The organism is Vibrio splendidus (assembly GCF_001557875.1).
In the GTDB taxonomy this organism is placed as follows: Bacteria; Pseudomonadota; Gammaproteobacteria; order Enterobacterales; family Vibrionaceae; genus Vibrio; species Vibrio splendidus_F.
On record NZ_LNRF01000002.1, the window covers coordinates 170,740 to 194,399 of the forward strand.

The 23,660-nt window shown below is 42.8% G+C and carries 23 protein-coding genes; 15 read left to right on the forward strand and 8 right to left on the reverse strand.

Annotation, left to right across the window (positions count from 1 at the left end):
* Positions 1-844 precede the first annotated feature (844 nt).
* The 3 genes from ATB74_RS08365 to ATB74_RS08375 form a co-directional block, all read right to left on the reverse strand.
* Positions 845-2,569, reverse strand: coding sequence for an ATP-binding protein (locus ATB74_RS08365; protein WP_060982066.1), 1,725 nt, complete (start codon positions 2,567-2,569; stop codon positions 845-847).
* On the reverse strand, positions 2,569-3,753 hold the full coding sequence (locus ATB74_RS08370) for an FIST signal transduction protein (RefSeq protein ID WP_060982065.1): 1,185 nt from the start codon (positions 3,751-3,753) through the stop codon (positions 2,569-2,571). The genes ATB74_RS08365 and ATB74_RS08370 overlap by 1 nt, the downstream gene beginning before the upstream one ends.
* 115 nt (positions 3,754-3,868) lie before the next feature.
* Positions 3,869-4,234: a hypothetical protein gene (locus tag ATB74_RS08375; protein WP_061017909.1), complete on the reverse strand. Its 366-nt coding sequence runs from the start codon at positions 4,232-4,234 to the stop codon at positions 3,869-3,871.
* A gap of 252 nt (positions 4,235-4,486) precedes the next feature.
* On the opposite strand from ATB74_RS08375, the gene ccoN reads away from it, so the two are divergent.
* The 10 genes from ccoN (at position 4,487) to uspE (ending at position 13,471) form a co-directional block, all read left to right on the forward strand.
* Positions 4,487-5,920: a cytochrome-c oxidase, cbb3-type subunit I gene (ccoN, locus tag ATB74_RS08380; protein WP_155645133.1), complete on the forward strand. Its 1,434-nt coding sequence runs from the start codon at positions 4,487-4,489 to the stop codon at positions 5,918-5,920.
* A gap of 11 nt (positions 5,921-5,931) precedes the next feature.
* The gene (ccoO, locus tag ATB74_RS08385) at positions 5,932-6,552 is read left to right on the forward strand and encodes a cytochrome-c oxidase, cbb3-type subunit II (RefSeq protein WP_004742292.1); all 621 of its coding nucleotides are present in this window, start codon (positions 5,932-5,934) and stop codon (positions 6,550-6,552) included.
* A 9-nt stretch (positions 6,553-6,561) separates the two neighbouring features.
* On the forward strand, positions 6,562-6,738 hold the full coding sequence (locus ATB74_RS08390; protein ID WP_009846708.1) for a CcoQ/FixQ family Cbb3-type cytochrome c oxidase assembly chaperone: 177 nt from the start codon (positions 6,562-6,564) through the stop codon (positions 6,736-6,738).
* Positions 6,738-7,712, forward strand: coding sequence for a cytochrome-c oxidase, cbb3-type subunit III (ccoP, locus tag ATB74_RS08395; protein ID WP_060982063.1), 975 nt, complete (start codon positions 6,738-6,740; stop codon positions 7,710-7,712). Before ATB74_RS08390 ends, ccoP begins: the two co-directional genes overlap by 1 nt.
* A gap of 85 nt (positions 7,713-7,797) precedes the next feature.
* Positions 7,798-8,277 carry a FixH family protein gene (locus tag ATB74_RS08400; protein ID WP_060982062.1) on the forward strand — a complete coding sequence of 160 codons (480 nt, stop codon included), beginning with the start codon at positions 7,798-7,800 and terminating at the stop codon, positions 8,275-8,277.
* A gap of 5 nt (positions 8,278-8,282) precedes the next feature.
* A complete protein-coding gene (locus ATB74_RS08405; protein ID WP_061017911.1) occupies positions 8,283-10,655 on the forward strand; it encodes a heavy metal translocating P-type ATPase in 2,373 nt (790 codons plus the stop codon).
* Complete coding sequence (gene ccoS / locus ATB74_RS08410; RefSeq protein WP_060982060.1) at positions 10,655-10,891, forward strand: cbb3-type cytochrome oxidase assembly protein CcoS; 237 nt, start codon at positions 10,655-10,657, stop codon at positions 10,889-10,891. The genes ATB74_RS08405 and ccoS overlap by 1 nt, the downstream gene beginning before the upstream one ends.
* Entirely contained in the window at positions 10,881-11,555 is a 675-nt protein-coding gene (locus ATB74_RS08415; RefSeq protein WP_060982059.1) for a sulfite exporter TauE/SafE family protein, read from the forward strand. Before ccoS ends, ATB74_RS08415 begins: the two co-directional genes overlap by 11 nt.
* 86 nt (positions 11,556-11,641) lie before the next feature.
* Positions 11,642-12,388, forward strand: coding sequence for an FNR family transcription factor (locus tag ATB74_RS08420; protein WP_017632474.1), 747 nt, complete (start codon positions 11,642-11,644; stop codon positions 12,386-12,388).
* A 132-nt stretch (positions 12,389-12,520) separates the two neighbouring features.
* Positions 12,521-13,471: a universal stress protein UspE gene (gene uspE, locus ATB74_RS08425; RefSeq protein WP_060982058.1), complete on the forward strand. Its 951-nt coding sequence runs from the start codon at positions 12,521-12,523 to the stop codon at positions 13,469-13,471.
* Between the two features lie 122 nt (positions 13,472-13,593).
* On the opposite strand, the gene ttcA is transcribed toward uspE, so the two are convergent.
* The 4 genes from ttcA to ATB74_RS08445 form a co-directional block, all read right to left on the reverse strand.
* On the reverse strand, positions 13,594-14,487 hold the full coding sequence (ttcA, locus tag ATB74_RS08430) for a tRNA 2-thiocytidine(32) synthetase TtcA (protein ID WP_061017912.1): 894 nt from the start codon (positions 14,485-14,487) through the stop codon (positions 13,594-13,596).
* A gap of 274 nt (positions 14,488-14,761) precedes the next feature.
* On the reverse strand, positions 14,762-15,412 hold the full coding sequence (locus ATB74_RS08435; protein ID WP_060982056.1) for a DUF2987 domain-containing protein: 651 nt from the start codon (positions 15,410-15,412) through the stop codon (positions 14,762-14,764).
* 123 nt (positions 15,413-15,535) lie between these two features.
* On the reverse strand, positions 15,536-16,384 hold the full coding sequence (locus tag ATB74_RS08440; protein WP_061017913.1) for a glucosaminidase domain-containing protein: 849 nt from the start codon (positions 16,382-16,384) through the stop codon (positions 15,536-15,538).
* The gene (locus ATB74_RS08445) at positions 16,377-17,210 is read right to left on the reverse strand and encodes a hypothetical protein (RefSeq protein WP_061017914.1); all 834 of its coding nucleotides are present in this window, start codon (positions 17,208-17,210) and stop codon (positions 16,377-16,379) included. Before ATB74_RS08445 ends, ATB74_RS08440 begins: the two co-directional genes overlap by 8 nt.
* Positions 17,211-17,539: 329 nt before the next feature.
* Between ATB74_RS08445 and potA the strand changes: the two genes are divergently transcribed.
* The 5 genes from potA (at position 17,540) to ATB74_RS08470 (ending at position 22,697) form a co-directional block, all read left to right on the forward strand.
* Positions 17,540-18,655, forward strand: coding sequence for a spermidine/putrescine ABC transporter ATP-binding protein PotA (gene potA, locus ATB74_RS08450; RefSeq protein ID WP_017059631.1), 1,116 nt, complete (start codon positions 17,540-17,542; stop codon positions 18,653-18,655).
* Positions 18,639-19,496 carry a spermidine/putrescine ABC transporter permease PotB gene (gene potB / locus ATB74_RS08455; protein ID WP_017059630.1) on the forward strand — a complete coding sequence of 286 codons (858 nt, stop codon included), beginning with the start codon at positions 18,639-18,641 and terminating at the stop codon, positions 19,494-19,496. Before potA ends, potB begins: the two co-directional genes overlap by 17 nt.
* Positions 19,496-20,266, forward strand: a complete 771-nt coding sequence (gene potC, locus ATB74_RS08460; protein WP_004733706.1) for a spermidine/putrescine ABC transporter permease PotC — start codon at positions 19,496-19,498, stop codon at positions 20,264-20,266. Before potB ends, potC begins: the two co-directional genes overlap by 1 nt.
* 147 nt (positions 20,267-20,413) lie before the next feature.
* Positions 20,414-21,448, forward strand: coding sequence for an extracellular solute-binding protein (locus ATB74_RS08465; protein ID WP_017059628.1), 1,035 nt, complete (start codon positions 20,414-20,416; stop codon positions 21,446-21,448).
* Between the two features lie 211 nt (positions 21,449-21,659).
* Complete coding sequence (locus ATB74_RS08470; protein ID WP_061017915.1) at positions 21,660-22,697, forward strand: extracellular solute-binding protein; 1,038 nt, start codon at positions 21,660-21,662, stop codon at positions 22,695-22,697.
* Positions 22,698-22,799: 102 nt separating this feature from the next.
* On the opposite strand, the gene cobB is transcribed toward ATB74_RS08470, so the two are convergent.
* A complete protein-coding gene (gene cobB, locus ATB74_RS08475; RefSeq protein WP_061017917.1) occupies positions 22,800-23,534 on the reverse strand; it encodes a Sir2 family NAD+-dependent deacetylase in 735 nt (244 codons plus the stop codon).
* Positions 23,535-23,660: the final 126 nt, after the last annotated feature.

The window sequence follows — 23,660 nt, forward strand, 5'->3', positions numbered from 1 at the left end:
TCTTGTGGTTGAGCGATAGCGAGCTAGTGTTCGCTTGTTGAAAATAAGATACAACGTAACTTCGAGTTTATCTGGGTGAGGTTGGTAAAACAGGGACTGCTGTGTTTAATAAGCTTCGTGTCAATATTTTAAAGCTATCGGATATATGTTCTAGATCGATTCCAGCGACATCCCATAAACTAAGCGTGACGTAAAGTACCCATGTGAAACGCGTACGCATGTTAATTGTTTTAGATGCTAGTCCGAACATTGGCGTCAGCAGAAGAGCCACATGAAAAGTTAGTGACGGTTGTAGGTAAAATAATTCAATTTGATTGGCTACTGATAAAGGTGTCGTTTTGGTGTTATCAAAAAAGATGGTCGCCTGTGTGAAATCTGAAAAGAAAACAACAGAAATTGGCCACAAGATTTACACACAACACAGCAATAATGACTACAAACATGAGTATGAATCAGTAAACGAGAAGAGAAAACTTTTCCGTTGACCAAGTTTGTGTGCATGGAGTTCGAATTACGAACGGTACAGATGTTGGGTACATATATAGCTATTTGTTTTTTTGATCTTAAAGAGCGCTGCTGAACGCTTAAGTAGACCAATACAGGTTAGATTAGGCGGACATTTTAAAGTGGCTCAAACCGGACATTACTAAATTACTCCAATAATAACACTGCGTATTATGTATATTATGTTAAATTGAATTTAGCGTTTATAAGGCAGGTACCACTCTATGGATGCCCTGCCTCTTGTTTATCTATCAAATTGACGTTCTATTTAACAGTAAGGCTATTTACCATAAAATACCTAATAAACATATTTCCTAATCTTCGATTAAGAATACGTTTATTAGATTTCAAGCATTAATCTGTCAATTGCTTCAGTGATCTCTTTAGTCCTTACTGGTTTAGTTACGAAGTCATTCATACCAACATCTAAGCACGAACATTTGTCTTCTACTGATGTGTGTGCTGTTAGCGCGACGATTGGCGTGTTGATGTTCGCGTCTCTCATGTATTTGGTTGTGGTCAACCCATCCATTACCGGCATCGATACATCCATTAAGATAATGTCTATCGAGTCATTGGCTCTTTCAACAAAGCCAATCGCTTCTTCACCGTTGCTTGCGATGAAAACTTCGTGGCCTTGCCGCGTTAGGATTAATTTAATCACCATTTGATTCGTTGGATTATCTTCAACGACCAAAACTGAATAACGAGTTCTTAGTTCTCTTGAGCGTTCATTCTCTTCATTGTGAGTTATGTTGTTCATGACTCTGGTAAGCACTGGTAACTGTACTTCGAATTTAGAGCCTTTTCCGAGCTCACTCTCTACAGATATTCGCCCACGCATCAGTTCTACAAGTCGTTTAGTTATGGCCAAGCCTAAACCTGTACCACCAAATCTGCGTGTAATCGTGCTATCAGCTTGTACGAATGGACTGAACAAAGACGAAATTTGTTGTGAGCTGATACCAATCCCTGTGTCTTCTACCGTTATATAGAATGAGCTTTGCTGGTATTTGATAGAAACATGGACATGCCCACGCTCTGTGAACTTAATCGCGTTACCAATCAGATTAAATAGGATTTGTGCTAAGCGGCTTGGGTCAATGTAATGGAGCTCACCTTCAGGAATATTGCTGGTTATAGTTAATGCCAACCCTTTATCGTCTGCTGTTTTCTTTTGCTCAGATAATACAAAAGTTACAGTGTCTCTTACATTGCTCCATTGAGGTGCCAACGAGAAACATCCAGATTCAATCTTAGAAAAATCCAATACGTCACTGATAATCGCCAAGAGAAGCTCAGATGATGCGCTCATATTTAGCAGTATAGACTGTTGTTCTTCGTTCAGTGATGTGGATTTTAGAGTGTCAATCAAGCCTATAATGGCGTTTAACGGAGTTCTTAGCTCATGACTCATCATAGCTAAGAATTCCGACTTTGCCTTGTTGGCTCTTTCTGCGTCTTTTCTTGCTGTGACAAGCTCTGCTGTACGCTCTCGAACTGTAGCTTCAAGCTTTTCTTTGCTTTCAATATCAAAGACAGCACGCTCTATCAGTGGGCGGAAGCGGTTTAGCGTGGCTTTGGTTTCAATACTAAAGTGCTTGGTATTGGAGTGGATAAAGATGATGACAGATTGTGTTAATCCGCTATCTATACCGGTAATTAGAACGGAGTTGATTTGGTCGAGAACAATGGGATGTAGCGAGTTGAATTCCCCCAGAGATTTAGGCTCAAAAAGGATGGCGCATTCACCATTGATGACTCGCGATAGCTTACCACAATCAGTCCATGTCATTTGTTCAAAGACTTTGTTATTGGTTAGCAGGGTTTTGAAACTACCTTTGTTCCCTACTCTTGATACCACGATAAAGTCATCAAACTTAATGTATTTTTTTAGCACAAATTCTAGGCTAGAGAATATCTCGGAGATGTTACTTGCTTTACTGATCGCAGAGATAGTAGACAGGATTACCCTATTCTCATCAGCCAGTTTTCGTTCCCGAGCTTTGAGCTTTTGGAGTTCAATACGAGCTTCTTGTAGTGCTTCTCTACCTTCAGAACTCATTATTTTTTTAACCTATAGAATGTTGCAGATGACACCATTAAATTACCGTGTGCATTCTCACCACCAGAAAGTCTTCCTTGCTCTCCAAAGGTAAATGGACATATGTATGGTAGACCATTAAGCGCTTGATTTATTTGTTCACATACTTCATCCATATCTTGTTTTAGGCTCAACATAGGCCCTGCACAAAAGATATTAATAGCGCCCAATTTCTCTTCGAGGTCCATATCATTGTAATAAGAGGAATGAATGATGTTGGCAGCTCTACTTATAAGTTGTTGTTTAGACCCCTGCATCAAATAGATGGTGTCTCCTTCACTTATATCAGTGAACAACTCGATCCCGTTACATTCGGTCTCTCTAATTGAATGAGATAATTTGAAATATGGATAGTCATACGACGAGCCAACTTTTCTGCCTAGTGGATAGACAGAAGATTTCGCGAATATGTAACCATCATCACTGCCACCTAAGTGGAAATTCGTCCACTCATTATAAACGGTGGCGGCGGGCCTGTGGTCTATCTCTAATAGGATTCTGTTTCTTACTTTGGTGACGGTACCGGAATAGCGCGTGGGTGTATGCCCTGCACTGAAAGACGAATAGATAGACTGAGAGGCAAATATAACAGTCAAAGATACACCGTTTATAGAGAGTGACTCTTCGGTAAAAATACTCCAGTTTCCAGACACCTGATTGTCCGCAGCACTGCCACCAATAATTGGCACTTCGGTACCGAATTTTTTGTCGATGGCCGCCATTACCTTCTCTTCGTTACCTGGAGTAGAATGCAGCAAGATAAGGTCAGGGATTTCACCCGCTCTGTTGGCGTTCTTAAGCGCTTTATCGATGGCGCTAAAAGTACTGTGGTCTATGGAATCGCCGAAGTGCTCGATACCAGTACCGTAGGCATTGATCCCCGAGTCATAAATGATAAGCACGCCAATTACCGGACCGGAATGAAACCCAGTCTCGGTCATAATGCCGTGACAAGTGGTGCAGCCATGTATGGGAGTATTAGGGAGAGCATCTACGAAATATCTCTGCACTGCGAGTGTCGAGTACTCTTCTGTGCAGTAACAAATAAGACAGGCAATATCGTCTGGGTTCTCTACCCCACAAAGCAGCTCATCGACTGCGATTTTATCGTCTAGGGAATAAGAGACTTTTGATAGAAATTTCATAGATACCAGGAAACTTTATTAATACCCTCTTTATAACACTTTAATGCATGGTGTTTCACTGATTTGGTACATGATTCTATCAAAAGAACCGAGGCGTAACTCAGTTTTACCTCTGTTACTCTTTAGATAGGTTTACAGAAAACGTCCTGATCTGTTGTGGAAATGTAACCGTTATTGAGGATGTCTTATCATTAGTTTGTAACAGCCAATTCGATGGCTCTTTTTCTTCTAGAATTCCGTTCTCATTATAGCTAATGATAAATTTGCCAGTTTTAGATGTTTCGATCGAATACCCTGAGCTATCGCCCGAAATCAAAACATTATGATTATCAATACCAAATTCACAAGGTTTTAAAACGATACAGTTCACTGTTTCGTGATTATCGTATGTTACTGTTCTCCAAGTAAATGCAGCTATTAAAATAACCAACATGACGATAATTTGAACAAGCCTGCCTTTTGTTAGCTTTTGTGCTGCCATTATAATCTTTACTCCTTGTTACAAAGTTCAAAGTTTTTAAATAAAAATACAATTCCTGACCAAGCGTAAGGTTACTACTCTGTCATTGATTTGTTAATTCAAGTATAGTGTCACGTTGAAAATGCCACTTTTTTTTAAAATCAGCAAGTGGAAATAAAGCCCTGAATAGGTTGGATTTCTCTTTCTAATTTGGGTGGCATTACGACGTGAGTCGTGTTGGAAGTAAAGTGTAGTAAATAAGAAATTGGAAGCATGCAAATGAGCCAAGAAAAGCAGCTTGAACAAAACTACAACTATACGGTCGTCCGTCAATTTACCCTGGTTACAATTTTGTGGGGTATTGTCGGTATGGGCGTTGGTGTTTTGATTGCCGCTCAATTAGTTTGGCCACAGCTAAACTTTGATACGCCGTGGCTGACGTACAGTCGTTTACGTCCCCTGCATACTAATGCGGTTATTTTTGCGTTCGGTACAAGTGCGCTGTTTGCAACATCATATTATGTTGTACAACGTACCTGTCAGACGCGTCTCTTTGGTGGCCCTCTCGTAGCCTTTACCTTTTGGGGTTGGCAAGCGATTATCCTGTCCGCTGCAATTACTTTACCGTTAGGTTTAACCTCTGGTAAAGAATACGCAGAACTTGAATGGCCAATCGATATTGCTATTACTCTTGTGTGGGTAGCTTATGCGGTCGTGTTCTTCGGAACCATGATTAAGCGTAAGACATCGCACATTTATGTAGCTAACTGGTTCTTCGGAGCCTTCATCATCACGGTTGCCGTGTTGCACATCGTTAACAGCCTAGCTGTTCCTGTATCTGCGTTTAAATCGTACTCGATTTATTCCGGTGCGATTGATGCAATGGTGCAATGGTGGTACGGACACAATGCGGTAGGCTTCCTATTGACAGCTGGTTTCCTAGGTATGATGTATTACTTCGTTCCTAAACAAGCTGGTCGCCCTGTTTACTCTTACCGTTTGTCGATTGTTCACTTCTGGGCTCTTGTGTCTCTGTATATCTGGGCTGGTCCTCACCACCTACACTACACAGCACTTCCAGACTGGACTCAGTCTCTAGGTATGGTTATGTCTTTGGTTCTATTTGCTCCATCTTGGGGTGGCATGATCAACGGTATTATGACTCTATCTGGTGCGTGGCATAAGCTACGTTACGACCCAATCCTACGTTTCCTAATCGTTTCCCTATCATTCTACGGCATGTCGACTTTCGAAGGCCCAATGATGGCAATCAAAACGGTTAACGCACTATCTCACTACACGGACTGGACTATCGGTCACGTTCACTCTGGTGCGTTAGGTTGGGTTGCTATGGTTTCTATCGGTTCGGTTTACCACTTAGTTCCTAAACTATTTGGTCAAGAGCGTATGTACTCTGTATCTCTAATCAATGTTCACTTCTGGTTGGCAACGATTGGTACGGTTTTCTACATTGTTGCAATGTGGATTTCTGGTGTGATGCAAGGTCTGATGTGGCGTGCAGTTAACTCTGACGGTACATTAACTTACAGCTTCGTTGAATCTGTAGAAGCGTCTTACCCGTTCTACTTTGTACGTTTCTTAGGTGGTTTCATCTTCCTATCTGGTATGTTCTTAATGGCATACAACACGTACAAAACTGTTTCTGCACCTAAAGATAGCCTTAAAGCTATCCCTCAACCGGTTTAAGGAGATTTAGAATGAGCTCAAATTCAAATAATCGCCATGAGTTGGTAGAGAAGAACGTTGGCCTACTCGCGATCTTGATCGTTATTGCTATCAGTTTTGGTGCTTTAGTAGAAATTACCCCGCTTATTTTCCAAAAGCAGACAACTGAACCTGTAGAAAATCTACGCGTTTATTCTGCTCTGGAAATGGAAGGTCGTGATATCTATATCCGCGAAGGTTGTAACGTATGTCACAGCCAAATGATTCGTCCTTTCCGCTCTGAAACTGAACGTTATGGTCACTACTCTGTAGCTGGCGAAAGTGTTTGGGAACACCCATTCCTATGGGGTTCTAAGCGTACTGGTCCTGATCTAGCGCGTGTTGGTGATCGTTACTCTGATGAGTGGCACCGTGTTCACCTTATCGACCCTCGTGAACTTGTTCCTGAATCAAACATGCCTGGTTTCCCATGGCTTGCTGAGAATGTACTTGATGGCAAATTGACTCAACAGAAGCTTGAACTCTTCCGTAATCAATTTGGTGTTCCTTACACAGACGAACAAATTGCTAACGCTAAACAAGATGTTGAAGGAAAAACAGAGATGGATGCAATCATCGCTTACCTTCAATCGCTTGGCCACGCAATGAAATAAGGAATAATTATGGACATTATTACATTTCAAAGTGTTTGGACAGTGACTGTTTTTGCTTGCTTCATCGGCATCGTTTGGTGGGCATATGGTAAGAACCGTAAATCACGTTTCGACGAAGATGCAAACCTAGTATTTGCAGACGACGAGCCAGCAACAAGTTCTAAAAATCAAGGAGTGACAAAGTAATGAGTACATTCTGGAGTATCTGGGTTAGTGCGATTACGATTGGTACCCTAATTGGTTGTGCGGTCTTGCTTCGTTGGTGTTTTAAAGACAGAACAGGCGTAGAAGAAGGTCATGATATGGGCCATGAATACGATGGTATTCGTGAGCTTAATAACCCACTACCAAAATGGTGGACATACCTTTTCATCAGTACAATTGTTTTTGCAGCGGTTTACCTTGCTCTATACCCTGGCCTAGGCAACTTTAAAGGTCTATTAGGTTGGACAAGTTCGGACCAAACCGTACGTAGCGTTGAAGAGTCCCGCTCTGCAATCGCTGCTGCGCAAGCAAACAAACAGTTAGATGCATACGCAAAAGAGCTTGATGATGCAGACACCTATTTCGGTGAAGCATTCAGAAAACTCGCTCACGATGAAAATGGTCTACGTTCAGTCCCTGATATCGCATCAGATGCTGACGCAATCAAAGTGGGTCAACGTCTATTCTTGCAAAACTGTTCTCAGTGCCACGGCTCTGATGCACGTGGTCAGAAAGGTTTCCCTAACCTAACTGATGATGCATGGCTATATGGCGGTGAGCCTGAGGCTATCGTAACGACAGTTATGCACGGTCGTGTTGGTCAAATGCCAGGCTGGAAGGACGCTCTTGGTGAAGAAGGCGTAAAAGAAGTAGTTAGCTACACTCTTAGCCTTTCTGGTCGTAGCGTAAACGCACGTGAAGCAGAAGCGGGTAAAGCTCGATTCGTAGTATGTGCTGCGTGTCACGGTACTGACGGTAAGGGTAACCCCGCTGTTGGCGCTCCTGACCTAACTGACCGCGATTGGTTGTTTGGCGATTCTCGCGCGGATGTAACAGAAACTGTTATGTACGGACGTTCTGGTGTAATGCCTGCTTGGAAAGACATTCTAGGCGAAGACAAAGTGCAGTTAGTTTCATCTTACGTTTGGAGCTTAAGCAACTCAGATAATAAGTAACATTTCAATAACAGCCTCTTTCTAAGAGGCTGTCTTTCCTTTATTTTATAACTCCTTCTTTTTATTCTTTTTTGAGATATTTTTTATGGTAAAGCCTTGGTATAAACAGTTTTGGCCGTGGTTCTTAATCGCGTTGCCAGCGACAGTAGTTATTTGGACCATCATGACGGTTATTGTGTTTACACAAAACTCTGTAGACCTAGTGACTGAGGATTACTATAAAAAAGGAAAAGGCATTAATGTCGATATTTCAAAAGTAAATATTGCAAAAGAATTAGGCTTGTCAGCTTTGATTAACGAGAAAGGTAACTCGGTTATCATTACTCTAGACAAAGGTAAGCTTGATCATTTCCCTGCTATCAGCGCTATGTTCGTTCACAGAACGCTGCCTGATCGTGATTTTACTCAGCTGCTTACCGCAGATGCGAAAGGCAACTACACATTGACGCTAGATCACGAAATGCAAGGTCCATGGTTTATTGAGTTAACGCCACATGATTCTGAATGGTTGGTGCAAGGCCGCATGAACTTCCCTATTGAAACCCCTACTCAACTAACGAACTAAAGCTTATGTGTGAATCCTGTTATCACTGCGGTGAAGATGTACCAGCGGAAACGGATTTTGAAGTAGAGATCTTAGGATCGACTCGTAAGATGTGTTGTCCGGGCTGCGAGACCGTAGCTCAGACAATCGTTGATAGTGGTTTGGTATCTTATTACCAATACCGCACCGCTCCGGCTGAAAAAGCTGATCTCGTGCCAGAGCAACTTCTGGCACTCAGTCATTATGACAACGAAGATGTCCAACTAGAGTTCGTTCGTAATTCTGAAAATACCTCTGAGGTGACGTTGTCACTAGAGGGTGTCTCTTGTGCGGCTTGTGCGTGGCTTATTGAGAAGCAAGTCTCGTCAAAACATGGCGTGGGCAGCATTCGTGTTAATACCACGACTAATCGTGCCCTGCTTAGCTGGGACAACACGCAAGTTAAACTCAGTGAGTTGTTGTCAGCAATCCATACTCTTGGTTACAAAGCAGCACCGTTCGAAGCAGACCAACAAGAAGCAGCTTACCACCGTTCGATGAAAAACTACTTGTATCGCCTTGGTGTTGCTGGATTAGCAACTATGCAAGTTATGATGCTGGCAGTGGCGCTCTATCTTGAAGTCTTTGGTAACCTCGAGCCGGAATTCAAAAGTTACTTCCGTTGGGTAAGCTTGATTTTCGCAACACCGGTTCTGCTCTACTCTGCATTGCCTTTCTATATTAATGCGTGGCGAAGTATCAAAGGTCGAACATTAGGCATGGATGTGCCCGTTTCGATTGCTCTGTTGTTTGCTTATGTTGCTAGTTTGGTGGCGACGGTCACAGAGAAAGGTGAAGTGTTCTTTGAGTCTATCTCGATGTTCACTTTCTTCCTATTGCTTGGTCGCTTTCTTGAAATGCGTGCTCGTCGTAAAGCAGCCGCCGCTAGCGGTAATCTGCTTAAGCTTGTTCCTGCTATGGCAACAACGTTAGATGGCGAACAAGTTCCGGTAAAGACCTTAAAAGTTGGCGACCAAATTCGCGTCCTTCCGGGGGAACACATTCCTGCCGATGGCAAAGTATTGTCTGGCAGAGTCCATATCGATGAGTCTATGCTGACAGGCGAATCTATCCATGTAGTTAAGAACGAAGGTGATACAGTCTTTGCTGGAACACTGAATGGGGATGAGTCGTTTGAACTGGAAGTGATGACATCAAAAGCGGATTCGGTGATTTCCAATATCGTTCGCCTTCAAGATGAAGCGCAACTATCTAAACCTCGCATCGCTGAAATCGCTGATGTGGTGGCTCGATATTTTGTTGCGGTTATCCTGATCATTTCTTTTGGTACTTGGTTCTACTGGCACCAAACACGCCCAGAAGATGCTTTCTGGATTATGCTTTCAGTACTTGTTGCGACATGTCCTTGTGCTCTATCGCTTGCGACACCGACTGCAATAACCTGTTCAACTTCTCGCATGGGTAACTTTGGTATTTTGCTGCGCAAAGGCCACGTATTTGAAACCTTGTGCAAAGTGAATCACTTGATCATTGATAAAACAGGCACATTGACTGAGGGTGATATTCGTATTAGCCAAGTTGAAACTTTCGCTGAACTTGATAAAGACACCTGTCTCAAAGTAGCGGCGAGCTTAGAACAACATGCTAACCACCCTATTGCGAAAGCGTTCAAGGCTCATATTTCTGATGATATCCAAGTAGAGTCAGTTAATAACGTGATCGGTTCAGGTATTACTGGTCAGTGGAACGGGCAAGAAGTTGCGATTGGTAGTAGTGAGTTCATTCTTGGCGAAGCTCAACCATCGGAAAGCAATGGCATTTACTTGTCGATGGCGGGTCGCCATATCGCGACGTTCACTTATGAAGATCCCATCCGCAAAGAAAGCATTGAGTTTATTAAGCAATTTAAAGAAGCGGGAATCAAAACGACTCTGCTCACTGGCGACTCTTTGATCAACGCGAAGCCTGTCGCTGAAGAGATCGGGATTACTGACATTGTCGCTAACGCGAAACCTGAAGATAAGCTTGCTTACCTGAATTCTCGAGACGCAAGCGACATTACCATGATGGTTGGCGATGGCATTAACGATGCTCCTATTCTCGCGGGGGCTCACCTTTCAGTTGCTATGGGCGGTGGTACCGACGTGGCAAAAGCCTCTGCGGATATGGTGTTACTGGGTGATAAGCTCGATAGATTACTTAAGTCACGTACTTTGGCGTTAAAAACGCGTAAGATAATCCGTGAAAACCTAGCTTGGTCATTAGGGTACAACTTACTTATTCTTCCATTGGCTGTCGCAGGTTTGGTTGCTCCGTACATTGCCGTTGTTGGCATGTCTGCTAGCTCTATAATTGTCGTGTCTAATTCGTTAAGGCTTTTAAAAGAGCAAGGTAAATAATGGAAAGTTTATACATCCTGATCCCCATTGCTATTGTACTGGTGTGTATCGCTGTTGGTATATTTTTATGGGCGGTTAAGAGCGAACAGTTTGAAGACCTTGAGCGTCAAGGCCATAACATTTTGTTCGATGAAGATGCTAATGCTCATAATCATTCTGATAGCAAACCTGTCAAGAATGAGAAAGCTAACAGCGAAAGCCAAACTAACGTAGACAAAAAGAACGATGACGCCTGATTGGATCGGAGCCTTTGTTGTTGGATTGATCGGCGCAGGCCACTGCATGGGAATGTGCGGTGGTATTGCGTCGCTTCTTTCGATTGGCAACAGTAAACCTTCCCCTGTCATTCCCCTACTTTATAACCTAGGGCGCTTGCTAAGTTATGCCGTGATTGGTGGCGTGATTGGTGGTGCAATTTCTTCTATAGGTCAGTTGAGCGATTTTAATGCTCTACTGGGTTGGCTGCGTTTGTTTGCTGCTGGCTTTATGATCATACTAGGTTTGTATATTGGTAAATGGTGGTTTGGCTTGCTGTTCTTTGAAAAAGTCGGACAGAAACTATGGCGTTATATCTCTCCTTTAGGTAAATCATTTTTACCATTGAAGCACCCTAGTCACGCTTTGCCATTTGGCTTTATATGGGGTTGGCTTCCTTGTGGTCTCGTTTATTCGATGCTTACATGGGCAGCAGTATCAGGGAGTTGGTATAACGGAGCGGGTATCATGCTTGCTTTCGGTTTAGGTACGCTTCCAGCAATGCTAACAGTTGGCATGGGCGCTAATTTCCTCAAAAAACTGCAACAAGCTGACTTATTTCGTCAATTAGGCGCAATTTTAATCCTCATTTACGGTTTCTATACCGGATATATGGCGTTGCAGCTCATTATTTATACCGTATAGCCATTCTTTAAATCCGGTTTTTTTACTACCCTTTAGGATTAAGGAATGCTAAAATATTGACGTATATCAAATAGTGAAAGATTGTTATGATTTCTGAAAAGCCTGTGACGAAACGTGTTCAGTCTGGTGGCTGTGCGATCCATTGCCAGGATTGTAGTATTAGCCAGCTCTGTATTCCGTTTACTTTGAATGAATCTGAACTCGATCAACTTGATCAGATCATTGAGAGAAAAAAGCCTATTCAAAAAGGCCAAGAGTTATTTAAAGCCGGTGACGAGCTTAAATCGCTATACGCTATTCGCTCTGGAACGATCAAGAGCTACACGATTACCGAGCAAGGTGATGAGCAGATTACTGCATTCCACCTAGCGGGCGATCTTGTTGGCTTCGATGCGATTACTGGTGACTTACACCCTAGTTTCGCACAAGCGCTAGAAACTTCTATGGTATGTGAAATTCCATATGAGATTCTTGATGATCTATCAGGAAAAATGCCTAAATTGCGTCAGCAGATTATGCGCCTGATGAGTAACGAGATTAAAGGTGACCAAGAAATGATTCTGCTTCTTTCTAAGAAGAACGCGGAAGAGCGTCTTGCTGCATTCCTTTATAACCTTTCTACTCGCTTCTCTCAACGTGGCTTCAGCCCGCGTGAGTTCCGTCTAACGATGACTCGTGGCGATATTGGTAACTACCTTGGTTTGACTGTTGAAACAATCAGCCGTCTTTTAGGTCGTTTTCAAAAAGCAGACATCTTGAGCGTTAAAGGCAAATATATCACTATCGAAGATCACGATGCGTTGATGGAACTTGCTGGCGTTTCAAAAGAATAGTCTAGATATCAATGATGTAGTTCAATAATGAGCTACATCATGTTTCTCTCTTAAAACCTCTTATATTTCTCTTAATCTCTCCATAACTACGCTACATTATTTATATGTTCGGTCTGAAAAGTAGGCTTAGTTATGAGTATCTATAACAAAATTTTAGTTGTCGCAGACATTAATCACGATGAGCAACCTGCTCTAGTTCGTGCCATCCAGCTTGCCAAGAAAAGCACCTCAACAAGCCACATCACTTTCTTTTTGTCTATCTACGACTTCTCATATGAAATGACGTCAATGCTCTCTGTTGATGAGAGAGACGCAATGCGCAAAGGCGTAATCCACCAACGCGAAATTTGGATGAATAAAGTCGCAGAACCTTACCTTGATGATTCTATTGAGTTTAACGTTCAAGTGGTTTGGCATAACCGCCCATACGAAGCGATTATTGCCGAAGTGTACAGTGGCGAACATGACATCTTAATCAAAGGTACGCGTAAGCACGATACTTTAGAATCCGTCATCTTTACCCCTACCGATTGGCACTTATTGAGAAAATGCCCTAGCCCAGTGCTATTGGTTAAGAATGACTTCTGGCCAGAGCATGCCAAAATCTACGCTTCAGTTCATGTAGGCTCAGAAACAGAAGCTCACTTAGAGCTTAACGATACAATGGTCGACAGATTACTAGAGATCACTGGTCGTTTGGATGCTGAACCGTTCTTGGTGAACGCCTACCCGGTGACCCCTGCAAATATTACTATTGAGCTGCCAGAGTTTGACCCAACGTCTTATACTGACGCCGTTCGTGGTCATCACTTAACAGCGATGAAAGCGCTGCGTCAAAAGCACGGTATGTGTGAAGAGCAAACTGTGGTTGAACAAGGCTTACCTGAAGATGTCATTCCTCGCGTAGCTTCTGAAAATAACGCAGCGATGGTGATCCTGGGGACAACGGGTCGTACTGGTTTGTCAGCCGTGTTTATTGGTAATACAGCGGAACATGTTATCGACAAGATTAACTGTGATGTGTTAGCTCTTAAGCCGTCTGGTTACGTGAGCCCATTAGACCCTAACCTTTCGAAAGGTTAAGTCAGGGACAAGTTTAACTTATAAAAAAACGCCTCAAGCATTGCTTGAGGCGTTTTTGTTTATCTAGAGTAGCTCCATTTCAAATACAGAATGGCTAACATCATCTTTATCAACTCAAATGGCTAAACGTTCGTCACGTCGATGAACATTGACTCATCAATGTTTGAAGATGAAATTTCAGCTTCTTCGAATTCGTACGCTTTGCGGTCTTCACTACGGTCTAGTGGAAGGTTTACGAAGTCAAACAGCTCGCGGTCAGCCAGTTGGCTTGGGCTTACGTTCTGGATTGACTTGAAGATCTTCTCAACGCGACCTGGTGTTTTCTTATCCCAATCAATTAGCATCGCTTTAATGCTCTGACGCTGTAGATTCTCTTGAGAACCACATAGGTTACAAGGAATGATTGGGAACTCTTTGTGCTCAGCGTATTTAATTAGGTCCGTTTCACGACAGTAAGTCAGTGGACGAATAACAACGTTACGACCATCATCTGAACGAAGTTTTGGTGGCATAGCCTTTAGGCGCGCACCGTGGAACATGTTTAGGAACATGGTCTCAACGATGTCGTCTAGGTGGTGACCCAGTGCGATCTTAGTAGCGCCAATCTTTTCTGCGAATGAGTACAAAGTACCACGACGAAGACGAGAACATAGGCCACACGTTGTTTTACCTTCTGGCACTTTCTCTTTAACCACTGAGTACGTGTCTTTATCTACGATGTAGTAAGGAATGCTCAGCGTTTCAAAGTACTCAGGAAGAATGTGTTCAGGGAATCCTGGTTGTTTTTGATCTAGGTTTACTGCCACAACATCAAATTTGATAGGCGCTGCTTCACGTAAACGTAGCAAAATGTCTAGCATCGCAAATGAATCTTTACCGCCACTAATACATGCCATTACTACGTCATTCTCTTCGATCATGTTGTAGTCGATGATGGCATTTCCAACATTTCTTCTCAGACGTTTCTGAAGTTTGTTGAATTCAAGTATTTCTTTTCTATTATCGTTTTGGTTCATTGCGACTCTCACACCGTCGTATTACCGACTGTAGATTGCTAGTGGGACTGTTTTAGGGCGTGGATTATACGGATTTTTATTTCATGTTGAAATAGTAACGGCAGGATAAACAAGCTGAGTAATAGAAAGAATCTGTCTTTAGTGTTCGATAAGCTCCCTAAGCGGTAGAGAAACGCGGCTTCGCAAGCTATCGGTTGGTACCGCAGATAATGAAAAACAGCCTGATCTTATTCGATGAGGCTGCTTTAAGATATGTCATGAAAACTTAGGGGAATTATTGCGCGGGAATGTACGGCAATACGCGAACTGTTGGTTCTGGTAACGTGATGCTGTCACTTCCATTCAGTTCTTCTAAGGTGAATTTTGCTCGCCCTTCTTTGATTGGTAGTTGATTGCCATTTGAAAGCTCGATGTGGCCCTCAAGCTTATTATCGAACTCTAGCGTCAACCCTTGGATATCTGGTGTGAACCAGCCAGAGAACATACCGCTGACATCTTCAAGCATCGCCTGCATCTGTGGTAATAGACTTTCTAGCTGTGCAACTTCAACATTTCCAACTAAAGGCTCTTGCGTCATCACAACTAAAGAATACGCACACTCTTGTTCTTGTGTTTGTACAAAGATAAGAGGGTTTGCTGAACGCAGATTTTGATCTACCGGTAGAAGCAGTTCATTGGCTGGAGAGACTTTTAGCTCTTCGTAGTGCTCTTCTTTTTCCATCCAAGCTTTGCTGATGTGACAGGTTTGCTGAGCTTGTTGATCAACAAAGAAGACCGCAACTTTGACATCATCATGCCCTTCTTTGGTGTTGTTTTTCAGCTGAGTATACAGTTTAGAATACGTGAACATGTATTCTTGCGCTGAAGCAGGAAGAGAAACCCCAAGGCTTAATGAGGCTAATAAAGCGAGTGCTGTCTTTTTCATTATTATAATCTTGTCGAAGTTGAGCGTTTATAAATAGAAAGAGCAGCCAATGAGCTGCTCTTTTTGTGATATTACTTGGTGTAAGCCGACTATCGAAGGCAACCAAGTTGGTATCAGAATGAGTTACTTTTTCCAGTATACCTTGTTGTGACGGATCATAGCTTGTAAATCAGTCACATAGTCTGAACCTCGCTCAGAATATTTTAACAAGCCATTGGTGAGCTCTGTCGCCGTTGCGGTTGTTAAAAGATCATCACCTTGCGTGGCAAGTTTTGCACGAATCGCTCTTAGATCGGCGTAAGCGCGGTTGCGATTAAGGTTCATAAAGTAACGATGTACGGATTCTTGGCTTGAAGAGAAAGTTGCGACTTCATGCGAGCTACCTTCATTACGTTGTAGCGGAACAAGGCCACAACCTTTGGTGTAACACCAGTGTCCGAAATAGTTGTTGGCTTTGGTCGCGAAACGCGACGTTCCCCAAGCTGATTCATTCGCGGCTTGTGTCAGTACAAGCGCCTCTGGAAGCACATTCACGCGGTTAAGCATCTCTGTCAGCCATGCTTGATCTAAACCTTCATTAGGCACAGGCAGGCTGTATAACTTCCCTAACCTTTTCGCATAAGACGCGTCTTCAGAATCAATACTGTTTAAACCAGATTCAGAGAGCTTAGTTAAAAACGCGCGCTCTTTGGTAATACGTTTGTTTTCAATATTGATGCTTGGACGTAGGAACGAAAAGAACGTGTCCTTTTTCTCGTTCACATCTTCGATGGCCGCAAAGTTTGGTGTGCTCGAAGAAACCGTCAAGCCACCAAATTGGTCCGTTGTACTGGAGCTCTGCTCTGTCGTACGTCGACGCTCCTCTTCTTGGTAAATATAAGGGCCAATTAGTGAAATAGAGCCAACAAGAGCCAGTGCTGTCACTTTAAGCGCAAGTGATTTGCTTACGCCAGCCTGTGGGTTTTTATGCATCGAACACCTGCGGGTTTTTGTTATTGTCGTCGTTATTGCTGTCGTTGTAATCGTCATCGTCATCGCTCTTTGGACGATCTGAAGCAATCAGTTTCAACTTGATGCCAAACATCTCACGGTAAAGGATACCTTTCACGTGGAAGAAGAACGGAAGAACGAAGATTAAGCCAATGCCGTACATCATAGCAGCCACGATGAACATCAGCATAACCATTAGGTAAATAGACGCGACTACGAAGATCTTCTTGTTTACCGCTCTTAATGAAAGCAGCAGCGATTGCATTGGCGGCACTTTCTTATCACAAATCAGCAGAATCGAATGGCTGAACGCAAGTGAGAAGTAGATAGACAAGAACGGCAGGATCATACCTGCGATGCCTTGAAGCATTAGGCTAAACAAAGTCACTAGAATAACCGGAATCGTAAACTGCAAACCTTTACCGATGTGGCGCACTTTGGTTTGTAGACCGGCAGCGTGGCTCATGGCCATTAAACAGATCCCCGCATAGATAGGTGCACTGATCACTTCATAGCTAAAGTTGGCAATAAAAATCGATTCAACGATTTGTGGTGTAAACGACTCTGGGTCGATAACCGCATCCAAGATAACCGCGGGATCACCAAGCTGTAGCTTGAGTGCGATATAAAAGATAGCGAGCTGCACAAACATCAAAGCAATAATCGCTGGGGAAAACGAAAGAAAGTGACTTATCGTATGTTTCCAAGCTTCTTGGAATACAGCCGTTGCTTTGAGCTCATAATCGCCAGAAAGTGCACGGTTGATACTACCGCCCAAATTAAAATCTTTTTCGATGTCGTTGTTCATATTGATACCTAGGTGTGCCGATTAAGCGAAGCCACCTAACTTATTGATAAAAAATTACCTTCATTATACTCATATGTCGGATACAAACTAAAATATGAATCTGTAACAAGGCTTGCTTTTGCGTCTTAATGGTTAATAATTAGACACTTGTTAGGGTGTAAACCCAGTAAATAACAGTATGGTAAAGGATGTTTACTTTTACCTGCGAAATTTTTTATCTTCGAAAGGTAAAAAATGCTTTGAATTCACGTTTTTGGTGATTATGATGCGCGCCTTAAAGGTGTATAGCAACAGGTCTCAAATAGAACCAAGGTGGAGAAAAACAGACGTTGAACGCTAAAAAATCAGTAGGAAAGCCAGTAGTACAGCTAACTGGCATCAGTAAAAGTTTCGATGGTAAGGAAGTCATCGGCAATCTGGATTTAAACGTAAATCATGGTGAGTTTCTCACGATTTTAGGCCCATCAGGTTGTGGTAAAACAACCGTGCTAAGAATGATTGCGGGTTTTGAAACTGCAGATAGTGGTCAAATACTATTAGCTGAACAAAACGTAACCCAAGTTCCTGCTGAACAAAGGCATGTAAACACTGTATTCCAAAGCTACGCCCTATTCCCACATATGACTGTTTTCGACAATGTGGCATTTGGCTTACGCATGCAGAAAGTTCCAAACAGCGAGATTGAACCTCGTGTAATGGATGCTTTGAAAATGGTGCGCCTAGAACAAATGGCACAACGAAAGCCACACCAGCTATCTGGTGGCCAACAGCAACGTATCGCAATCGCTCGTGCTGTCGTTAATAAGCCTAAAGTTCTTTTGTTGGATGAATCTCTATCTGCTCTGGATTACAAACTGCGTAAACAGATGCAAATCGAGCTGAAACAATTACAACGCCAACTTGGTATCACGTTCATTTTTGTAACGCATGACCAAGAAGAAGCGCTGTCTATGTCTGACCGTATTATTGTTATGCGTGATGGCGTGATTGAACAAGATGGAACACCAAGAGAGATCTACGAAGAGCCTAAGAACCTATTTGTAGCGCGTTTCATTGGTGAAATTAACGTATTCGAAGCGACAGCGAAATCTCGTCAAGATGAAAAACGCATTGTAGCGACAATCGAAGGTGAAGAGTCCATTATCTATCACGATAAAGACGTAACACCAGGTCAAAAACTGCAAGTATTGCTTCGCCCTGAAGATCTTCGTATCGAAGAAATTAAAGAGTCTGAGCAACGCGGTATTGTTGGCCATATTGTCGAGCGAACCTATAAAGGCATGACATTAGATTCAGTCGTAGAACTTGAATCTGGTATGCGTGTCATGGTTAGCGAATTCTTCAACGAAGATGACCCTGATGTTGATCACTCACTGGGCCAAAAAGTTGCAGTAACTTGGGTTGAGAGCTGGGAAGTGGTATTAGAAGATGAGCAAGAAGTTTAATTTACAAAACGCAATTGTTGCTTTAATCACAGGTTGGTTAGTGCTGTTCGTGATGATTCCAAACATCATGATCATCGGTACTAGCTTCTTAACTCGTGATGAAGCGAACTTGATCGAGATGACCTTCACTCTCGATAACTACGTGCGTTTGGCTGACCCGCTGTATTTTAAAGTGTTGATGCACTCTTTCTATATGGCAATTGTCGCAACCCTACTTTGTTTAATTATTGGTTACCCGTTCGCTTACATCGTGGCAAAAATGCCTGCGAAGTGGCGTCCAATAATGTTGTTCCTAGTGATTGTTCCATTTTGGACTAACTCTTTGATTCGTACGTACGGATTGAAAATTGTACTGGGTACGCAAGGTGTCTTGAACAAAAGTTTGTTAGCGCTAGATATCATCGATAAACCGCTACGTATTATGTACTCAGAAACCGCTGTAATGATCGGTTTGGTATACATCCTACTTCCGTTCATGATTCTTCCGCTGTATTCAGCGATTGAAAAACTGGACGATACGTACTTAGAAGCGGCTAAAGATTTAGGTGCGAACAAACTGCAAACGCTATTGAAAGTCGTACTGCCACTAACAATGCCGGGTATTATCGGCGGCTGTTTGTTGGTGTTACTGCCTGCGTTAGGCATGTTCTACATCTCTGACCTATTAGGCGGAGCTAAGAACCTATTGATTGGTAACGTGATTAAGAGCCAGGTGCTCAACGCTCGCGACTGGCCGTTTGGTGCAGCGACGAGTATCGCACTGACCATGGCAATGGCTGTGATGCTGTATGCCTACTACCGAGCAGGTAAGCTATTGAATAAGAAAGTGGAGCTAGACTAATGGGTCGCACAGTTAAGTTCAGCTTTATGGCGCTGGTATACGCCTTCCTATACCTACCTATTATTGTATTGATCGCTAACTCGTTTAATGCCAATAAGTTTGGTATGAAATGGGGTGGCTTTACCACTAAATGGTATGACGCGCTAATTAACAACGACAGCCTAATGCAGGCTGCGTGGCACTCGATCAACGTAGCGGTGTTCTCAGCAACAGCTGCAACGATCGTCGGGAGCCTAACAGCAGTAGCCCTATTCCGTTACCAATTCAAAGGGAAAGGCATCGTAAATGGCATGCTGTTCATCGTAATGATGTCACCAGATATCGTAATGGCAATTTCGCTTCTTGCGCTATTCTTGGTAATGGGTGTTCAACTGGGGTTCTTTACCCTACTTGCTGCTCACATTACCTTCTGTCTACCGTTCGTTGTGGTAACGGTTTACAGTCGCTTGAATGGCTTTGATGTGAAAATGCTTGAAGCAGCAAAAGACTTGGGTGCAAGTGAATGGACGATCCTAAAACAGATCATTCTTCCTCTTGCTAAGCCTGCGGTTGCTGCGGGTTGGTTATTGAGCTTCACTCTGTCTTTGGACGATGTGATCATTAGTTCTTTCGTAACAGGCCCAACGTATGAAATCTTACCACTGAAGATTTACTCAATGGTTAAAGTGGGTATCTCTCCTGAGGTAAACGCCCTAGCAACAGTTATGTTAGTGGTGTCGTTAATACTGGTGATTATTTCTCAGTTATTAGCGAGAGAAAAAATCAAGTAAGTCTCCTACTCTATAAAGAGACAGGCTTGATTAGAAGTTAAGAAACTTCAAGTTCAAAAAAGTGTTAATCATAAACAGAATGGTAAATTGCCATTCTGTTTTTCTATCTACTGCCTTCGGGCAACGTTTAGTTTGGAGCTAACGTCAATGAAAAAATGGGCTACTCTATTAGCTGGTAGTGCATGTGCGCTTTCAATGTTATCTGCACCATCTTTTGCAAAAGATAACAAAGAGTTGGTATTTATGAACTGGGGACCTTACATCAACAGTGAGATCCTAGAACAGTTCACCGATGAAACTGGCATCAAGGTGATTTACTCGACTTACGAGTCGAATGAAACCTTGTACGCAAAGCTAAAAACACACAACAAAGGCTACGACCTAGTTGTGCCGTCGACTTACTTCGTATCTAAGATGCGCGACGAAGGTATGCTACAAAAGATCGACAAAACTAAGTTGAACAACTTCAAGAATTTAGATACTAACTACCTGGATAAGCCGTATGACCCAAGTAACGACTACTCTATTCCACACGTAGTTGCGATCACCGGTCTTGCTGTTAACACTGACATGTACGATCCAGAAGATTTCCAAAGCTGGGCTGACCTATGGAAACCTGAGCTTGAAGGTCAACTTATGATGATGGACGATACTCGTGAAGTGTTCCATATCGCACTACGTAAGTTAGGTTACTCTGGTAACACAACAAACGAAAAAGAGATCGACGAAGCGTACGCTGAGCTACAAAAGCTGATGCCGAACGTTCTAGTATTTAACTCAGATAACCCAGGCGCGCCTTACATGTCTGGTGAAGTGGGTCTTGGTATGCTGTGGAACGGTTCTGCTGCTGCAGCGCAAAACGAAGGTCTACCAATCAAGCTGGTTTTCCCTAAAGAAGGCGGTATCGGTTGGGTTGATAACTTTGCGATTAGCTCCGGTGCGGTAAACGTAGAAGCTGCTCATAAGATGATCGACTTCCTACTTCGCCCTGAAATTGCTGAGCAAATTTCTCGTGACACTGGCTACCTAACAGCTGTTAAAGCGTCTAACGAGAAGTTTAAAGACAGCCCTGCACTCTTCCCATCGCAAGAAGACCTTGACCGTGTTGAATGGCAAGCTGCGGTTGGCGATAAGACAGTGAAGTACGAAGATTACTTCATGAAACTTAAAGCGGGTCAGTAATTTAGCTTATTATCTAACGGCGACTAATTAACAGGTTTACTTAACAGGCCGACGTAGAGAATCAATAAGTTAAAAATAAGAATATCAATGAATAGGCAGCTTAGGCTGCCTATTTTATTTTATCACTGCTATAATATAGCGCGATTTTTAGAAATCCTTTTACTTTGGGTTCACTACCCAGCTCCAAATCAAACAAATGAACGGAACAGTAATGAAAAAAACACTGTATACCGGCGCATTGTGTGCTGCTACTTTACTTTCTACACCCTCTTTCGCAGCTGACCAAGAACTGTATTTTTACAACTGGTCTGAATATATTCCAAATGAAGTGCTAGAAGACTTCACAGAAGAGACTGGCATCAAAGTCTACTACTCAACTTATGAGTCTAACGAAAGCATGTACGCTAAGTTAAAAACTCAAGGTACGGGGTACGACTTAGTGGTCCCTTCTACTTACTTCGTTTCTAAAATGCGTAAAGAAGGCATGCTTCAAGAGCTTGATAAAACTAAGCTAAGCCACTTTGCTGATTTGGATCCAAACTATCTAGATAAGCCGTTTGACCCAAGCAATAACTACTCAATCCCATACATTTGGGGTGCGACGGGCATTGGTATCAATTCAGACATGCTAGACAAGTCTTCAGTGAAAAACTGGGGCGATCTGTGGGATACACAGTGGGAAGGCCAGCTGATGATGATGGATGACTCTCGTGAGGTTTTCCATATCGCTTTATCTAAACTGGGTTACTCTCCAAACACGACTAACCCTGAAGAAATCAAAGAAGCGTACGAAGAACTTCGTAAGCTAATGCCAAACGTATTGGTATTTAACTCAGATTTCCCAGCGAACCCTTACCTTGCAGGTGAAGTGTCTCTTGGTATGCTTTGGAATGGTTCTGCTTACATGGCTCGCCAGGAAGGCGCAACGATTGACATAATCTGGCCAGAAAAAGGTGCTATCTTCTGGATGGACAGCCTAGCAATTCCAGCAGGTGCTAAGAACATCGAAGCGGCTCATAAGATGATCGACTTCCTTCTTCGTCCTGAGAATGCTGCGAAAATTGCTCTAGAGATCGGTTACCCGACACCAGTTAAAACAGCTTACCCTCTTCTTCCTAAAGAATTTGCTGAAGACAAGAACGTTTTCCCACCACAATCAGTGATGGATAACGGTGTTTGGCAAGACGAAGTTGGTGAAGCGAGTGTTATTTACGACGAGTACTTCCAAAAACTTAAAGTGAACAACTAAGTTATTGTTAGTTAATCGGTGAAGTAAAAAAAGCGGCGTAAAGCCGCTTTATTTTTTTCTGATTCAGGTTCAAAAACTGATGTGTGTTATTAAAGACAAGGCTTAGGCCGTTAAAGAACCTTTCTCTGTACATAATAACTCGCCAACCAGTTTAGGTACCTCGATACTCGCCTTGCCGTAACGCTTCTCTTCAAATTCACTTTCAACTGCACTAGGTTCGAGGTTTATCTCGATAGTATGCGCGCCATGCATTTTCGCATCATGAACAAACCCTGCAGCTGGATAAACAACACCTGAAGTTCCGATAGAGATAAAGAGATCCGCTTCTTCGAGTGCTGAATAGATGTCACCCATTCTTAATGGCATCTCGCCAAACCACACAATATGAGGACGCATTTGCGCTGGAATTTGACAGCAGTGACAAAGTTCACCAGTTTCGATGTCACCTTTATGTTCGATAACTTGGTTAGATTCGCTGCAACGTGCTTTTAAAAGTTCGCCGTGCATGTGAATAATGTTGTTGCTACCGCCTCTCTCGTGCAGGTTGTCGATGTTCTGAGTGATGATTGTTACTTTGCCATCAAGTTTGTCTTCAAGCTCACCTAGCGCCTTATGGGCTGAGTTTGGTTGAATGCTCTCACCTTGTAAGCCATGGCGACGCTTGTTATAGAATGCTTGAACCAAGTCGGGATCTTTTGCAAACCCTTCTGGGGTCGCGACATCTTCGATTTTATGGTTTTCCCATAGCCCGTCTTGTGCTCGGAATGTTTGAATCCCCGACTCCGCGGAGATGCCAGCGCCAGTAAGAATTACGATATTTCGATATGGGAAATGCATACAACGTCCTTTTCAATATGTCACTTTGTAACAGCTTAGCACTGTTCAAATTCCAACAATAGTTTTAGGGATTAGACCATAGTCTTAGGCAACTGAATTCATTGGCTATTTGTGACATAACTCGCT

Excerpts from the sequence above, each read along its gene's own strand:
- ATB74_RS08415 (WP_060982059.1), top strand. The coding sequence starts at position 10,881 with ATGACGCCTGATTGGATCGGAGCCTTTGTTGTTGGATTGATCGGCGCA.
- ATB74_RS08405 (WP_061017911.1), top strand. The coding sequence starts at position 8,283 with ATGTGTGAATCCTGTTATCACTGCGGTGAAGATGTACCAGCGGAAACG.
- ATB74_RS08440 (WP_061017913.1), bottom strand. The coding sequence starts at position 16,384 with ATGCATAAAAACCCACAGGCTGGCGTAAGCAAATCACTTGCGCTTAAA.
- potB (WP_017059630.1), top strand. The coding sequence starts at position 18,639 with ATGAGCAAGAAGTTTAATTTACAAAACGCAATTGTTGCTTTAATCACA.
- ATB74_RS08420 (WP_017632474.1), top strand. The coding sequence starts at position 11,642 with ATGATTTCTGAAAAGCCTGTGACGAAACGTGTTCAGTCTGGTGGCTGT.
- ATB74_RS08445 (WP_061017914.1), bottom strand. The coding sequence starts at position 17,210 with ATGAACAACGACATCGAAAAAGATTTTAATTTGGGCGGTAGTATCAAC.
- ATB74_RS08375 (WP_061017909.1), bottom strand. The coding sequence starts at position 4,234 with ATGGCAGCACAAAAGCTAACAAAAGGCAGGCTTGTTCAAATTATCGTC.
- ATB74_RS08470 (WP_061017915.1), top strand. The coding sequence starts at position 21,660 with ATGAAAAAAACACTGTATACCGGCGCATTGTGTGCTGCTACTTTACTT.
- ccoN (WP_155645133.1), top strand. The coding sequence starts at position 4,487 with ATGCAAATGAGCCAAGAAAAGCAGCTTGAACAAAACTACAACTATACG.
- uspE (WP_060982058.1), top strand. The coding sequence starts at position 12,521 with ATGAGTATCTATAACAAAATTTTAGTTGTCGCAGACATTAATCACGAT.
- potC (WP_004733706.1), top strand. The coding sequence starts at position 19,496 with ATGGGTCGCACAGTTAAGTTCAGCTTTATGGCGCTGGTATACGCCTTC.
- ATB74_RS08370 (WP_060982065.1), bottom strand. The coding sequence starts at position 3,753 with ATGAAATTTCTATCAAAAGTCTCTTATTCCCTAGACGATAAAATCGCA.
- ccoS (WP_060982060.1), top strand. The coding sequence starts at position 10,655 with ATGGAAAGTTTATACATCCTGATCCCCATTGCTATTGTACTGGTGTGT.
- ATB74_RS08365 (WP_060982066.1), bottom strand. The coding sequence starts at position 2,569 with ATGAGTTCTGAAGGTAGAGAAGCACTACAAGAAGCTCGTATTGAACTC.
- cobB (WP_061017917.1), bottom strand. The coding sequence starts at position 23,534 with ATGCATTTCCCATATCGAAATATCGTAATTCTTACTGGCGCTGGCATC.
- ATB74_RS08435 (WP_060982056.1), bottom strand. The coding sequence starts at position 15,412 with ATGAAAAAGACAGCACTCGCTTTATTAGCCTCATTAAGCCTTGGGGTT.
- ttcA (WP_061017912.1), bottom strand. The coding sequence starts at position 14,487 with ATGAACCAAAACGATAATAGAAAAGAAATACTTGAATTCAACAAACTT.
- ccoO (WP_004742292.1), top strand. The coding sequence starts at position 5,932 with ATGAGCTCAAATTCAAATAATCGCCATGAGTTGGTAGAGAAGAACGTT.
- ATB74_RS08465 (WP_017059628.1), top strand. The coding sequence starts at position 20,414 with ATGAAAAAATGGGCTACTCTATTAGCTGGTAGTGCATGTGCGCTTTCA.
- ccoP (WP_060982063.1), top strand. The coding sequence starts at position 6,738 with ATGAGTACATTCTGGAGTATCTGGGTTAGTGCGATTACGATTGGTACC.
- ATB74_RS08400 (WP_060982062.1), top strand. The coding sequence starts at position 7,798 with ATGGTAAAGCCTTGGTATAAACAGTTTTGGCCGTGGTTCTTAATCGCG.
- ATB74_RS08390 (WP_009846708.1), top strand. The coding sequence starts at position 6,562 with ATGGACATTATTACATTTCAAAGTGTTTGGACAGTGACTGTTTTTGCT.